Raw genomic sequence first — 14,293 nt, 5'->3', positions numbered from 1 at the left:
CGTTCGGCAACCGGCGACGAACGGCCCCGCGAAACCGGGACTTCGGCCCCTTTCGTGCTGCGGCGTCTGCGGGTTGGATCGGTGCCATCAGTCGTCGAGCAAGAGGAGACGACGCCATGAAGAAGTGGCGATGACCGGCGGATCCGACGTCATGAAGACGCCAGCCGATTCCACCGCGAACGCCGCACCGATCGTCACGTTGACCATGAACCCCGCACTCGATATCACCACCAGCATCGACCGGGTGCAGCCGACGGAGAAGTTGCGTTGTCAACCCGCGCGTTACGACCCGGGCGGCGGCGGTGTCAACGTTGCCCGGATCGCGCACGTGCTCGGCGAACCCGTGTTCGCCTTGTTCGCTGCCGGCGGGCCCAGTGGCGGTCTGCTGGCCACATTGCTCGGCGAGGCCGGCGTACCGTTCCGCCGAGTCCCGATCGCGGAGGCGACGCGGGAGAGCTTCACCGTCAACGAGCAATGCACCGGGCAGCAATACCGGTTCGTTCTTCCCGGTGCCCGACTGACCGTCGCCGAACAGGAGAAGTGCCTGGACGAGCTGCGCGAAGCCGCGACCTCGGCGCGGTTCGTCGTTGCAAGCGGCAGCCTGCCACCGGGCGTGCCCGCCGACTTCTACCAGCGGGTCGCCGACTTCTGCCGGCAGCTGGACGTACCGCTGATCCTCGACACATCGGGCGGAGGATTGCGCCACATCCGGTCGGGGGTCTTCCTGCTCAAGGCCAGCGTGCGCGAGATGTCTGAATGTGTTGACCGCGAACTGGTCACCGAGGCTGATCAGCTGGCTGCCGCCTACCAACTCATCGACCAGCGGCGAGCCCATGCGGTGGTGGTGTCGCTGGGCTCGCACGGCGCGCTGCTTGCCACTCCCGAGGGAGGCTATCGATTCTCGGCGGTGCGGATGCGGGGCGGCAGCGGTGTCGGAGCGGGCGACGCGATGGTGGCCGCGATCACGGTCGGCTTGAGCCGGGGCTGGCCGCTGGTCAAGTCCGTGCAGCTGGGCATCGCGGCAGGCGCCGCCATGCTGATGACGCCCGGTACCGCGGCCTGCAGCCGCGCGGCGGTGGAAGAGCTGTTCGCACTGGTCGCCGAACCGAGTGCGGTGACCAACCGCTCCGCCTGAGACGCCAGGGCGCCCGTCGAGCCGAGCCGCACGCCAGCCAGGGACACCGAACGAGGTATCGCCTGTCGGCCGCGGTTGTGCCAGCATATTCATGGACGTGCTGTACCGGTGGCCACCGGTACAGCAAAACAGTCTGTTCGCTCCCCGGGAGAGTGAATCGGATGGTCGGCGGCGACAGTGAATCGGCGTTCAGCGGACTCGGCAATCGGGCCCTGTTCGATCGGATGCATCAGCAGCTCGATGAGCTTGCTGTCGCGCGTGATCAGATGGAGCAGCTGCTCACGCTCATCGTCGAGATCGGGTCTGACCTTGAGCTCCAGACGACACTTCACCGAATCGTGGTTGCGGCGATGAAGCTGACCTCGGCACGGTACGGCGCCTTGGCGATCCGCGGCCCGGAGGGCAACCTGATCGAGTTCATTCACGCCGGCTTGGACGAGGAGACGGTGCGGCGGATCGGGCACCTTCCAGTCGGCAAGGGTGTCTTAGACGTCTCGCTGGTCCAGCGCCATCCGCTACGTCTGGCTGATCTGACCACGCACCCGGCGGCAGTCGGCTTCCCCCAACACCATCCTCCGATGTATGCGCTGCTCAGCGTGCCTCTTATCACTCAAGGCGCGTTGTTCGGCAATCTCTACCTGACGCACGATGAGCCGGACCGCATCTTCACCGAATCCGACGAAAGGATTGCCTGCGCGGTAGCGATGGCGGCCGCGGTCGCCGTCGAGAACGCACGAATGGTCGACCACTTGCGCGCTTCGACGCAATGGATCGCGGCCAGCCGCGACATCACCACTGCGCTGCTGTCCGACGCAGCGGCTCCGACCAGGCCACTGCAGGTGATAGCGGAGCGGGTATGCGAGCTTGCCGACGCAGAGCAAGCGATCGTGATGGTGCCGATCGATCCCGATCTTCCCGTTGCCGAGGTTGCCGAACTGACCGTCGCTGCCGCGGCCGGTGCGCATGCAGCCGAGGTCATCCACCAGCGGATCCCGGTGGACGGTTCCACCACCGGCAGCGTCTTCCGCTCCGGCGCACCGCTGATCACCGAGGCCTTCCACGTCCCGATCCCAGGATTCACCGACGTCGGGCAGCGTCCGGCGATTGTGGTGGCGCTGCGCTTCGACGGCGGAACGCTCGGGGTGCTGGCCATCGCCCGGCGTGCCGATCAGCAGCCCTTCGACGAGGCCGACCTGGACCTGGTGTACGACTTCGCCCATCGTGCTGCCGTTGCCCTGGTGGTGGCCGGTGGCCGGGAGTCCGCCCGCGAACGCGATATTCTGGCCGATCGCGAACGAATCGCCCACGACTTGCATGACCACGTCATCCAGCAGTTGTTCGCCGCCGGGCTCGATTTGCAGGCCACCCTGGCTCTCACGCACTCGCCGGAGGTGGCCGCCCGGCTGGACGGCACGATCGATGACCTCCAAAGCGTCATCGCCGAGATCCGTACCACCATCTTCCGGCTCAAATCCCGGTCGGCCCTCGAAGGAGGGGTCCGCAGACGAATGCAGGACATCGTTGCCCGCTTGACTCAGAACCGGGACATCGTCACCACCGTGCAGGTCGACGGGCCGATGACGATCATTGGCGCCGAACTCGCCGAACAGGCCGAAGCGGTGCTCATGGAAGCGGTCAGCAACGTCTGCCGTCACTCCGGTGCCACCGAGGTGACTGTCGAGATCACCGTGGCTGACGTGCTGAGCATCGTCGTCACCGACAACGGCCGCGGGATCCCCGCCGGCAATCGCCGTCGCAGCGGGCTCGACAACATGGTGGCTCGCGCGGAGCTGGTAGGCGGCACCTGCGAGATCACCTCGCCGCCCGAGGGCGGCACCCGGGTGCACTGGACTGCGCCACCGGCCGCTCGTTCGGATTGATGGGTCGTATCAGGGGCCAACGGCTCCGCTGCTGAGGTCCAACGACTCCACCGAATCCTGCGAGCCCGCCGTACATTTAGGTGGAGCCGGCCTGGCCGGGCGGTCGAATCTTTGGGAGGTCGCGCGATGTCGGAAGTGGGATTCACACGCGGAATCGTGGTGGGTGTCGATGGATCGCCTGAATCCGACGCGGCGGTGACCTGGGCGACGCATGAGGCGATCATGCGCCAGTTGCCGCTCACCTTGCTGCACGTGGTGACGCCGCTGGAGTCCGGCTGGCCCCCTGGGCCGATGACCGAGGGGATTCCCAGTTGGCAGGCCGACGAGGCGAAAAAGGTCCTCGCACGGGCGCGCAACGTGGTCGACTCCAGCCGGGGCGACGCCGCGGCGCCCGAGGTGCACGCCGAGATGGCCCATTCCCAGGTGGTCTCGACATTGATCGGTGCCACCAAAGACAGCTGGATGACTGTCGTCGGCTCGACGGGGCTGGGTGCCATCGGCCGCCTGCTGCTGGGCTCGGTGAGCACCAGCCTGATTCACCACGGGCACGGCCCGATCGCGGTCATCCGCACCGATCGCGATTACCCGAAAGATGCACCCGTGGTGGTCGGAATCGACGGTTCACCGGTATCGGAGAAGGCGACGGCGCTGGCTTTTGACGAAGCCTCTCGCCGTGGAGTGCCGCTGATGGCGTTGCACGCCTGGAGTGACGTCGGGGTCATGCCGATCCTCAACATGGACCGGCGCGATTACGAAGTTCAGGGACACGAAATCCTCGCCGAACGGCTCGCGGGTTACCAGGAGCAATACCCGGATGTCGTCGTCGAGCGGCGGGTGGTTTGTGACCAGCCCACCCGCTGGTTGGTCAAGGCGGCCGAGCACGCTCAACTGATGGTGGTCGGCAGTCACGGCCGCGGCGGCTTCGCCAGTCAACTCCTGGGTTCGGTCAGCTCCGCGGTCGTCCAGGCCGCCGGGATTCCGGTGATCGTGGTCCGCCCCGACGCGAAATGACCTGCGATCATGCCGGGGGCGGCCCGTTGACCGCCCCCGGACTTGGCCGCGATGGTTAACACTGGATGCCATGGAGTTCGCGACACACGGCGACACGGACGCGCCGAAAGCGGCGCCCTACGTCGCGGCCTACGAAACCCACTCCGGCGTGGTCGTCTTGGCCGGCGACCGGGCCTACAAGGCCAAAAAGCCGGTGCAGACCGACTTTCTGGACTTCCGGACGGTCGAGCAGCGCGAAGAGGCGTGCGCGCGGGAAGTCCAACTCAACAGCCGAATCGCCCCCGACAGCTATTTCGGGGTTGCCCACCTCAGCGGCCCGTCCGAAGCAGCAGCGCCCGAACCGATCATCGTGATGCGGCGCTACCACGACGACGACCGGTTGGCTTCGATGGTCAAACGCGGCGAACCGGTCGAACCCGTGCTCGACAGCATCGCCCGCGTGCTGGCGGACTTCCACGATCGATCCGACCGCAGCCGGCGAATCAACCGGCAGGGTGAGCCCGACGCGATCCACCAACGGTGGTTCGACAACTTCCCCACACTGCACCGCCACGCCGACACCGCGGTGCCCGCCGAGACGGTGCGGCGCGTCGAAGACCTCGCCGCCGCATACCTCGCCGGTCGGGCCGATCTGTTCGCTCAACGGATCGACGAGGGCTGCATCGTCGACGGCCACGCGGACCTGCTCGCCGACGACATCTTCTGGACGGACAACCGGCCGGTGCTGCTCGACTGCTTGGAGTTCAGTGACGACTTGCGCTTCGTCGACCGCATCGACGACGCCGCTTTCCTTGCCATGGATTTGGAGTTCCTCGGGCGCAAGGACCTCGGCGACTACTTCCTGGCCCGCTACGCCGCCTACTCGGGCGACACCGCGACGTCGTCGCTGCGGAATTTCTACATCGCCTACCGTGCGACGGTGCGGGCCAAAGTCGACTGCGTGCAACTGACACAGGGCAAGTCGGGGGCCGACGCAGCCGCGTCCCGCCATTTGGCCATCGCTCTGAGCCACCTCGAACGCGGTGCCATTCGGCTGGTGCTGGTCGGTGGCGGTCCCGGAACCGGAAAGTCGACGCTGGCCCGAAAGCTCGCAGAACAGGTCGGGGCTGTGGTGCTGTCCACCGATGACGTGCGTAAGGAGTTGCACGAGGCCGGGCAGCTCAGCGGCGAGCCCGGTGACCTTGACGCTGGACTGTATGCACCCGCCAATGTCGCTGCCGTCTACCAGGCGATCCTGCATCGGGCGGGCCAGTGCCTGGCCAGCGGTCAGTCGGTGGTCCTCGACGGAACCTGGCGAGATGCGCAGGTCCGGGCCGAGGCCTGCCGCCTGGCCGCCGACAAGCATGCGGTGACCGCCGAGATCCAGTGTGTGGTGCCGGTTGATGTCGCCGCCGACCGAATCAGAAGCAGGGCACCGGGCAACTCCGACGCGACACCGCAGATCGCCGCCGCGCTGGCCGCTCACGATTTCGAGTGGGACACGGCGCATCGCGTCGACACGTCGCAACCGCTCGATGATTGCGTCCGGGAGGCTCAGGAGCTGTGGCGCGCCGCGATCCGGCGGCAGAGTTAACGCACCCAGATATCGACGTCGTCCACCTGCACTGCGGGTTCCCCGCCAGCCGCGGTGAACGCGGTAAGGGCGTGTACCAGCCCGCGGCGCTCCTGTACCGGCAACGTCTCCACGATGCGGGCGATTGCGCCACGCCGCTGGGCGGTGACCTGGCGCACGACATCCCGCCCGCGTGGTGTGAGGTCCGCGACCAGTTCGCGTCGTGATGTGGGGTGCGGAAGTCGATCGATCAGCCCCGCGCTGACGAGTCGGTCGACCATGCGCCCGGTCGTCGAGGGCTGGACGCCAAGCAGGCTCGCAAGCGTCGCCAGGTTCATTGCACCGTGGTTGGAGAGGATCACCAGTGTCCGGAACTGGGGGAGCGTGATGGCCTCGTCCACGTGGGCGATTGAGTGCGCCGAGATGGCCACCAACAGTCGCGATGCGGTGAGCAGTGCATCGGTGATCGCATCGACGGATTCGTCGTCTGCCGCCACGTCGGCCATGGCCATCAGCACTTTCCTCGGTTCAGGTCCAGCCGGACAAGCTTAGTTAGTAAGAGCTATTGTTACATAGCAATACTGTTGCAATAAGCATGATTTGAGCGGCAGGGTGGGCCCGGGCGGGGAATGCTGTAGGCCGGACTACGTCATGCAGTCGATCCGGGCAGTTCATCGCTTTCGTGCGGTGAGAAGCAGGTACTGCCAGCCCATGACTCCGTGGTGCAGATGATGTTGAGCGAGTTCGATGAGTTGGGCGTCGAGAGCGGCGACCAGCGTGGGATTGTCACCGATGGTGCGGTAGGCGTCGATGGTCGGACCGTAGTGGGTCTTGAAGTAGTCATGAACTGCCTGGGCGGTGGCAAAGCGTTCCACCACCAGCATGCATCGCCGGGCTTGGATGATGGTGGCTCGGTCGCCAAAGAGATTGCCGACGTAATCGTCCCGTCCCCACAACGCCGCCGGTGGGACGCCCGGAGTCTGGGTGGGGCGATAGGGCCTGATCGCCGCCAGCATCCGGCCGAAGAACCCCTCCGGAGTCCAGCTCGCCAGCGCAATCGTGCCGCCGGGGCGGCAGACCCGGATCAGCTCGTCGGCAGCACGCTGGTGGTCAGGGGCGAACATCACCCCGATCCCCGAAAGGACCGCGTCGAACTCGTTGTCGGCAAACGGCAATGCCTGTGCATCGGCCTCTTGCCACTCGATCTCCAGGTTGTGCTCGATCGTCCGCAACTGCGATCGTTGCAGCAGTTCCGGGGTGAGGTCGCTGGAGACGACCGCTGCGCCCGTCATTGCGGCTGGGATCGAGACGTTGCCGGATCCGGCCGCCACATCGAGCACACGATCACCTGCGCTGATACCGCTGGCATCGACGAGCACCGGGCCGATCGGAGCCATTACCTGTTCGGCCATCAGGGCGTAGTCGCCCATCGCCCACATATTCCGGTGGATCGTCAGGGTGTCCGACGTGGTCGGGTAGTCAACGGTCATCTGAGCCTCCTGTCGAAGGGGACGTGTTCTACCGACGCCGTTGTCGCGCGGCCCGTCGCGCCGAGGCGAGATCTATACCGCTGACTACAGTGATAGTTGCCTATAGTTGCTATACGCAATAGTAGTCATCTACCAATGTTCTGTGGGGTGTCTGTGCCCGCATGGGGACGGCGCGCGTCGATGGGGCCTGCGCGCATTTGGCCGGGCCCCTCCCGTGCTGACGAAACGCCCTCAGCGACTTCCCTAAACTGTCCCGGTGCGCATTGTCTTCGCCGGCACCCCGGAAACCGCGTTGCCGTCGTTGCAACGGCTGATCGACTCGCCGCGCCACGACGTGGTGGCGGTACTCACCCGGCCCGACGCGGCGTCCGGCCGGCGGGGGAGCCTGCAGCCGTCTGCGGTGGCTCGCCGCGCCCTGGACCACGGTATTCCGGTGCTGCGGCCGGCCCAGCCCAACGCACCGGAGTCGGTCGCCGAGCTGGCCGAACTGGCGCCGGAATGCTGCCCCGTGGTCGCCTACGGGGCGCTGCTGCGCGACGCGTTGTTGGCGGTGCCGACGCACGGCTGGGTCAACCTGCACTTCTCCCTGCTGCCGGCCTGGCGGGGTGCGGCCCCGGTGCAGGCGGCGATCGCCGCCGGCGACCAGGTGACGGGTGCGACGACGTTTCGCATCGAGCCGGAGCTGGACTCCGGGCCGGTATACGGTGTCGCGACCGAGACGATCCGGGCCGATGACACCGCGGGTGAACTGCTGGCACGGCTGGCGGTCTCGGGTGCCGAACTGCTGGCGGCGACCCTCGACGGAATCGCCGACGGCGCGCTACACGCGGTGCCGCAGCCGAGCGAGGGGGTCAGCTATGCGCCGAAGATCAGCGTCGAGGATGCACGGGTGCGCTGGGACCTGCCGGCCGCGGTGATCGAGCGCCGGATCCGCGCCGTGACCCCGAATCCGGGCGCCTGGAGCATGATCGGTGACCTGCGCGTCAGGGTCGGTCCCGTCGGCCTTGCCGACGATGGGCCAGAAGGACTGTCACCCGGGGATATTCAAGTCGACCGGCGACACGTGTGGGTCGGCACCGGGTCAGAGCCGCTGCGGTTGGGCCAGATCCAGCCACCCGGAAAGAAACTCATGGCGGCCGCCGACTGGGCCCGTGGTGCCCGGCTCGGCTCGGAGGTGCGGGCGTCATGACCGGACCGCAACGAGGCCAGCGCCGGCCGCAGCGCCCCCAGGCCGGCCCGCGCAAGCCCCGCCGGAAACCGCTGGACCCGGCGCGCCGCGCCGCATTCGATGTGCTGCAGGCGGTCTCGCAGCGCGATGCCTACGCCAACCTGGCGCTGCCGGCGCTGCTGGCCGAGCGCGGAATCACCGGCCGCGACGCCGCTTTCGCCACCGAACTGACCTACGGCACCTGCCGGGTCCGCGGACTGCTCGACGCGATCATCGGCGCGGCCGCGCAGCGCTCACCCGATACCATCAACCCGGTGCTGCTGGACCTGCTGCGGCTGGGCAGCTATCAACTCCTTCGCACCCGCGTCGAGCCGCACGCGGCGGTATCGACCACCGTCGAGCAGGCGGCCATCGAATTCGACTCCGCACGAGCAGGTTTCGTCAACGGTGTGCTGCGCACCATCAGCACCCGCGACGAGCAGTCCTGGACCGCGGAACTGGCGCCGAACGCCGACAGCGACCCGATCGGCCACGCCGCGTTCGTCCGAGCCCACCCGCGCTGGATCGCGCAGGCATTCGCTGACGCGCTGGGGGCCGCCGCCGGTGAGCTCGATACGGTGCTGGCCGCTGACGACGAGCGCCCCCGGGTGCATCTCGCGGCCCGACCGGGCGCCCTGACTGCGGCCGAGTTGGCCGCCGCGGTGGGCGGCGAAGTCGGCCGGTATTCGCCCTACGCCGTCTATCTTCCCGGCGGCGACCCCGGGCAGCTTGACGCCGTGCGCGCCGGTCAGGCCCTGGTCCAGGACGAGGGCAGCCAGCTGGTGGCACGTGCCCTCACGCTGGCTCCGGTCGAGGCCGACACCGGCCGGTGGTTGGACCTGTGCGCCGGGCCGGGCGGCAAGACCGCGCTGCTGGCCGCCCTCGGCGCGCAGACCGGAGCGCGGGTGACCGCGGTGGAGCAGGCGGCGCACCGGGCCGCACTGGTCGCCGAGAACACCCGGGGCCTGGGCGTAGAGGTGCTGACCGCCGATGGCCGCGAGTCCGGTCTGGAACCCGGCTTCGACCGGGTGCTGGTCGACGCGCCCTGCACCGGTCTGGGCGCCCTGCGCCGGCGGCCCGAAGCCCGGTGGCGCCGTCAGCCCGCCGACATCCCGGTGCTGGCGAAACTGCAGCGTGAGTTGCTGGCCGCGGCGATCGGTCTGACCCGGCCGGGGGGAGTGGTGCTGTATGCGACCTGCTCGCCGCACCTGGCCGAGACGGTCGGTGTGGTGGCCGACGCGTTGCGGCGGCATCCGGTGCGCGCGTTGGACACCCGGGAACTGTTCGCGCCGGTCGACGCGCTCGGAGACGGCCCGCACGTGCAGCTGTGGCCGCACCGGCACGGTACCGACGCCATGTTCGCTGCGGCGCTACAAGTAATCTGAGCCCATGTCACGAGCCATGATCGCGCCGTCGATCCTGTCGGCCGATTTCGCCCGCCTCGCCGATGAGGCCGCCGCTGTGAAGGGCGCGGACTGGCTGCACGTCGATGTGATGGACGCCCACTTCGTTCCGAACCTGACGCTGGGCCTGCCGGTGGTGCAGAGCCTGCTGGCGGCCACCGACATCCCGATGGACTGCCATCTGATGATCGAGGATCCGGGTCGCTGGGCGCCGCCCTACGCCGAGGCCGGCGCCTACAACGTGACCTTCCACGCCGAGGCCACCGACAATCCCGTCGCCGTGGCCCGCGACATTCGCGCCGCGGGCGCCAAAGCCGGACTCAGCATCAAGCCCGGCACGCCGCTGGAGCCCTACCTGGAGATCCTGCGGGACTTCGACACCCTGCTGGTGATGTCGGTGGAGCCCGGATTCGGCGGACAGTCCTTCATCCCCGAGGTGCTCAGCAAGGTCCGTGCGGTGCGCAAGCTGGTCGATGCCGGGGAGTTGAGCATCCTGGTGGAGATCGACGGCGGCATCAACGCCGACACCATCGAACAGGCCGCCGCGGCCGGCGTCGACTGCTTCGTCGCCGGCTCTGCCGTCTACAGCGCCGCGGACCCGGGCGTCGCTGTTGAATCACTGCGCCGCCAGGCATTGGCTGCGTCACCGCATCTGCGCGCATGAGCACCAGGCCGGCCGCCGAGCATGCCGTCGACCATGACGCAGCGATGCTGCTGGCGATCGAACAGGCGCAGCGGGTCAAGGGCAACACCTATCCGAATCCTCCGGTGGGCGCGGTCATTCTGGACGGTGACGGCCGGGTGGCCGGCGTCGGGGGGACTCGCCCGGCCGGTGAGGCGCACGCCGAGGTGGTGGCGCTGCGCCGGGCCGGCGACCTGAGCGCCGGCGGTACGGCGGTCATCACGCTGGAACCGTGCAATCACCACGGCAAAACCCCGCCGTGCGTGGATGCGTTGCTGGCCGCCGGGGTGGCGCAGGTGGTCTACGCCGTCGACGACCCCAACCCGGACGCCGGGGGCGGGGCGCGGCGGCTGGCCGATGCGGGCGTGCGGGTGATCTCCGGTGTGCAAGCCGCGGCCGTGAGCGCCGGTCCGTTGCGGGAGTGGCTGCACAAGCAACGCACCGGCCGGCCGCACGTCACCTGGAAGTACGCCACCAGCATCGACGGTCGCAGCGCGGCTGCCGACGGATCCAGTCAGTGGATCACCAGCGAGGCCGCCCGGGCTGACCTGCACCGTCGTCGGGCGGCAGCCGACGCCATCGTGGTCGGCACCGGCACCGTGCTCGTCGACGATCCCACGCTCACGGCCCGGCTACCCGACGGCACCCTGGCCGATCGTCAACCGCTGCGGGTGGTGGTCGGGGAACGCGAGATCTCTGCGGACGCGCACGTGCTCAACGACGACTCGCGCACCATGGTGATCCGCACCCACGATCCGGCCGAGGTGCTGCGGGCGCTTTCCGACCGCACCGACGTGCTGCTCGAGGGTGGGCCCACGCTGGCCGGAGCGTTCCTGCGGGCCGGAGCCATCGACCGCATCCTGGCCTACGTGGCGCCGATTCTGCTGGGCGGGCCGGTCACCGCCGTCGACGACGTCGGCGTGCCCAACATTGCCCGGGCATTGCGCTGGCGCTTCGACACCATGGAGCAGATCGGCCCCGACCTGCTGCTGAGCTTGGTGCCGCACTAACGGCTGGGCCCGCTCACCGCGCGATGGCGGCCTCCGGCTCGGGCACTTCGGGGTCCTCGGCGGAATCGCTGTTACTGCCGATGAAGAGCCCGAGCACCGCACCCACCACACAGATGATGGCGGTGATCCCGAAGATCTCGCCGTACATCTCCGCGAATGCTTCCCTGGAGTTGTGTGCAACGGCTTGCATCTTCTCGACCAGGTCGCCGCCCGCTTTGGACTTACCCGCCAGGATCTGGTTGAACCGGTAGAGGCCCCACGCCGACAGCGCGGCCATGCCGATCAGCATCCCGGTCATCCGGGCCACCACCACACCCGCCGCGGCGATGCCATGCTCCCGCGGCGGCACCGCCCGCATCACCGCTGAGGTCAGCGGTCCGATCACCAGGCCCAAACCGAACCCGGCCAGCAGCTGGTCGGTGTGTGCCGCCGGAAGGCTCAGGCCGAGAATCTCGTGATGGTAGGCCATCAGGTCCACCGGCCACTTCGAGATCAACCAGTAGCCCACGGCGGCGATCAGCAGCCCGGCGAACGTCACCAGCCGGTCACCGACCATGGTGGCGATCGCGCCGCCCACCACGGCGCCGACGGGCAGTGCGGCCAGGAACCACAGCAGCAGCATCGCCGCCTCGTTCTGGGTCTTTCCGAGCACGCCCTGGCCGAACAGTTCGACGTCAACCAGGGTGACCATCAGCGCGGCGCCGGCGCAGAGCGAGGAGCCCAACGCGGCCAGAAACGGGCCCATCCGGGCGCCGGTCGGGTCGAGAAGCTTCGTCGGTGACCTGATCTCCCAGACCGTGAACGCCACCAGCGCGATCGCCGCGAACAACAGGTACGCCACACCGTGGTCGGGAAGCGCCTGCTTGGCGCTGGGGTCGGGGTTGTACAGGCCGATCGTCAACAGTCCCAGGATCACCGCCAGCAGCAGCCCGCCGACCACGTCGACGCGCTCCCGGGGGCCGTCCGTGGACTGCGAGGGGAGACTGAAGTGGATCAACACCATGGCCAGCAGGGTCAGCGGCACGTTAATCCAGAACACGTCCCGCCAGCTGGTCAGCACCCAGACGATAAAGATGCCGTACAGCGGTCCCAGCACACTGCCCAGTTCCTGGGCGCCGGCGATCCAACCCAGCACCGCCGACCGGCGGCGCTCTGCCCACAGGTCAGCACCGAGGGCAAACGTCACCGGCAACAGCGCCCCGGCCGCGATGCCCTGGATGGTGCGCCCAGCCACCAGCATCGACAGGTCGGCCGACAGAGCCGTCACGACCGATCCGATGGCGAACGTGGCCAGGCTGACCTGCAACAGCAGCTTGCGGCCGAACCGGTCCGAGGCCCGGCCCAGCAGCGGCATCGCAGCGATGTAGCCCAGCAGGTAGCAGGTGATGATCGGCGTGAGCTGCTGGATCTTGTTGATCGGGATGCCGACACCGGCCGGCTGCGGAGCCATGATGTCGCGCATGATCGTGACCACGACATAGGTGTCGAGGGCACCGAGCAGGACGGCGAGGCTGCCGGCGCCGATCGCGAGTGTGCGGTTGACCCGCATTACGCTCCCGCCGGCTTCTCAATCGTGACCGGTGCGTTCCAGTTCGACAGGGTCATCTGGATGGCGTTGCCCGCGCTGGGGTCGAGCTGGGCCTGAACCAACTGGTGGTCACCGTCCTCCTGGATCCAGACCGTGGCGGGCGTCGGTGCGGTGGCCTTCAGCTGCGGCGCCAGCGAGTTCACGGAGTCAGCGGGCGCGTTGCCGGTGACGCGGACGGCCTTCTGGCCGTTGATGGTGTCGCGGCCGGCGGACTTGGTGTCGGTCAGGTTGGACAGCATGTTGGCCAACCCCTTGTCCGGGCTCAGGATCGCGGCCACGTCGTAGATCTTGTCGGCGGCGCCGTAGTTGTCGTAGTCATCGCCGGTGATCGCCGCGTACAGGTCACCGTCGATGACGATGAACTTGGCGTCGACGTCCGAGCCCAGCATCATGATCGTCGCGCTGCCCTTGGCCGCGGTGGTCGGCTGGGTGGTCAGGTCACCCTCGAGGGTCTTGACCGGAAGGTTCTTGATCTGGCCGGTCACCGAGAGCGCCAGATGCGCACTCTGGAGGTTGGCGGTGGTGGTGGCCGATTCCTTGACCAGCGTCGTCGCGTCCGGCAGCGGTCCGCCGGCATCCTTGGAAGAACAGCCGGCGAACAGCGCGGCGGCAGTGGTCGCGGTGGCCAGGGCAATGAGAAGTCTGCGCATGGGGGACATCGTATAGAGGCCGCCGGGCAGGCGCGGTCTAGCCTGGTGCGATGTTCACCGGAATCGTCGAGGAACTGGGCGAGCTGGTCGGCCGTGAGGACCTCGCCGACGCTGCGCGCCTGGTCATCGCTGGCCCCACCGTCACCTCCGACGCCCGCCACGGCGACTCGATCGCCGTCAACGGGGTGTGCCTGACCGTGGTCGATGTGCAGCCCGGCGGTCGATTCAGCGCCGACGTGATGCGCGAGACGCTGGATCGGTCCAGCCTCGGATCGTTGCAGGTCGGCAGCCCGGTGAACCTGGAACGTGCGGCGGCCCTGAACAGCAGGCTGGGCGGGCACATCGTGCAGGGCCACGTCGACGGCACCGGGCGGGTCCTGGCCCGCACCCCGGGGCAGCACTGGGAGGTGGTGCGGATCGGGCTGCCGGCGTCGCTGGCCCGTTACGTGGTGGAGAAGGGCTCGATCACCGTCGACGGGACCTCGCTGACGGTGTCCGGGCTCGGCGCTGATCCCGATGACTTCTTTGAAGTCTCGCTGATTCCGACCACGCTGGAGCTGACCACACTGGGCCGGGCCGCGGTCGGCACGCTGGTCAATCTCGAGGTGGACGTGATCGCCAAGTACGTCGAGCGACTGGTGACAAAGCCCACGGAATGAGTCCACGGGGCGAACCGTGGGTCCGG

Annotated in this window: 13 protein-coding genes; 9 read left to right on the top strand and 4 right to left on the bottom strand. The window is 68.2% G+C overall.

Features of this window, described 5'->3' with window-relative positions:
• Nucleotides 1–151 precede the first annotated feature (151 nt).
• From K3U94_RS12890 to K3U94_RS12875, 4 genes are all read left to right on the top strand, one after another.
• Nucleotides 152–1,135 (top strand): 1-phosphofructokinase family hexose kinase, encoded by a 984-nt coding sequence (locus tag K3U94_RS12890; protein WP_220696786.1) that lies wholly within the window; start codon nt 152–154, stop codon nt 1,133–1,135.
• Nucleotides 1,136–1,359: 224 nt separating this feature from the next.
• Entirely contained in the window at nt 1,360–3,015 is a 1,656-nt protein-coding gene (locus K3U94_RS12885; RefSeq protein ID WP_230987610.1) for a sensor histidine kinase, read from the top strand.
• A gap of 126 nt (nt 3,016–3,141) precedes the next feature.
• Complete coding sequence (locus K3U94_RS12880) at nt 3,142–4,026, top strand: universal stress protein (protein WP_220693966.1); 885 nt, start codon at nt 3,142–3,144, stop codon at nt 4,024–4,026.
• A 70-nt stretch (nt 4,027–4,096) separates the two neighbouring features.
• Nucleotides 4,097–5,599, top strand: a complete 1,503-nt coding sequence (locus K3U94_RS12875; RefSeq protein ID WP_220693965.1) for a bifunctional aminoglycoside phosphotransferase/ATP-binding protein — start codon at nt 4,097–4,099, stop codon at nt 5,597–5,599.
• On the opposite strand, the gene K3U94_RS12870 is transcribed toward K3U94_RS12875, so the two are convergent.
• Together K3U94_RS12870 and K3U94_RS12865 are read right to left on the bottom strand one after the other, a co-directional pair.
• Nucleotides 5,596–6,090, bottom strand: coding sequence for a MarR family transcriptional regulator (locus tag K3U94_RS12870; protein ID WP_220693964.1), 495 nt, complete (start codon nt 6,088–6,090; stop codon nt 5,596–5,598). The two genes, K3U94_RS12875 and K3U94_RS12870, sit on opposite strands and share 4 nt — an antisense overlap.
• A gap of 159 nt (nt 6,091–6,249) precedes the next feature.
• Nucleotides 6,250–7,068, bottom strand: coding sequence for a class I SAM-dependent methyltransferase (locus K3U94_RS12865; protein WP_220693963.1), 819 nt, complete (start codon nt 7,066–7,068; stop codon nt 6,250–6,252).
• A 256-nt stretch (nt 7,069–7,324) separates the two neighbouring features.
• Here K3U94_RS12865 and fmt point away from each other — a divergent pair, with 256 nt between their 5' ends.
• From fmt to ribD, 4 genes are read left to right on the top strand one after another with little or no spacing between them, the layout of a single operon-like run.
• On the top strand, nt 7,325–8,257 hold the full coding sequence (fmt, locus tag K3U94_RS12860) for a methionyl-tRNA formyltransferase (protein ID WP_220693962.1): 933 nt from the start codon (nt 7,325–7,327) through the stop codon (nt 8,255–8,257).
• Nucleotides 8,254–9,660, top strand: a complete 1,407-nt coding sequence (locus K3U94_RS12855) for an RsmB/NOP family class I SAM-dependent RNA methyltransferase (RefSeq protein ID WP_220693961.1) — start codon at nt 8,254–8,256, stop codon at nt 9,658–9,660. Before fmt ends, K3U94_RS12855 begins: the two co-directional genes overlap by 4 nt.
• A gap of 4 nt (nt 9,661–9,664) precedes the next feature.
• Entirely contained in the window at nt 9,665–10,342 is a 678-nt protein-coding gene (rpe, locus tag K3U94_RS12850; protein WP_200900616.1) for a ribulose-phosphate 3-epimerase, read from the top strand.
• Nucleotides 10,339–11,370 carry a bifunctional diaminohydroxyphosphoribosylaminopyrimidine deaminase/5-amino-6-(5-phosphoribosylamino)uracil reductase RibD gene (gene ribD, locus K3U94_RS12845; RefSeq protein ID WP_220693960.1) on the top strand — a complete coding sequence of 344 codons (1,032 nt, stop codon included), beginning with the start codon at nt 10,339–10,341 and terminating at the stop codon, nt 11,368–11,370. The genes rpe and ribD overlap by 4 nt, the downstream gene beginning before the upstream one ends.
• A gap of 13 nt (nt 11,371–11,383) precedes the next feature.
• On the opposite strand, the gene K3U94_RS12840 is transcribed toward ribD, so the two are convergent.
• Together K3U94_RS12840 and K3U94_RS12835 are read right to left on the bottom strand one after the other, a co-directional pair.
• A complete protein-coding gene (locus tag K3U94_RS12840; RefSeq protein ID WP_220693959.1) occupies nt 11,384–12,919 on the bottom strand; it encodes an MFS transporter in 1,536 nt (511 codons plus the stop codon).
• Nucleotides 12,919–13,617 carry an LppX_LprAFG lipoprotein gene (locus tag K3U94_RS12835; RefSeq protein ID WP_220693958.1) on the bottom strand — a complete coding sequence of 233 codons (699 nt, stop codon included), beginning with the start codon at nt 13,615–13,617 and terminating at the stop codon, nt 12,919–12,921. The genes K3U94_RS12840 and K3U94_RS12835 overlap by 1 nt, the downstream gene beginning before the upstream one ends.
• Nucleotides 13,618–13,658: 41 nt before the next feature.
• On the opposite strand from K3U94_RS12835, the gene K3U94_RS12830 reads away from it, so the two are divergent.
• A complete protein-coding gene (locus tag K3U94_RS12830) occupies nt 13,659–14,267 on the top strand; it encodes a riboflavin synthase (RefSeq protein ID WP_220693957.1) in 609 nt (202 codons plus the stop codon).
• The last annotated feature ends 26 nt before the right edge of the window (nt 14,268–14,293 follow it).

It is taken from the genome of Mycolicibacter heraklionensis, from assembly GCF_019645815.1.
Classification (GTDB): Bacteria; Actinomycetota; Actinomycetes; order Mycobacteriales; family Mycobacteriaceae; genus Mycobacterium; species Mycobacterium heraklionense.
Note: the sequence above shows the minus strand (reverse complement) of the source record. Positions and strands in the feature narration are given on the sequence as shown.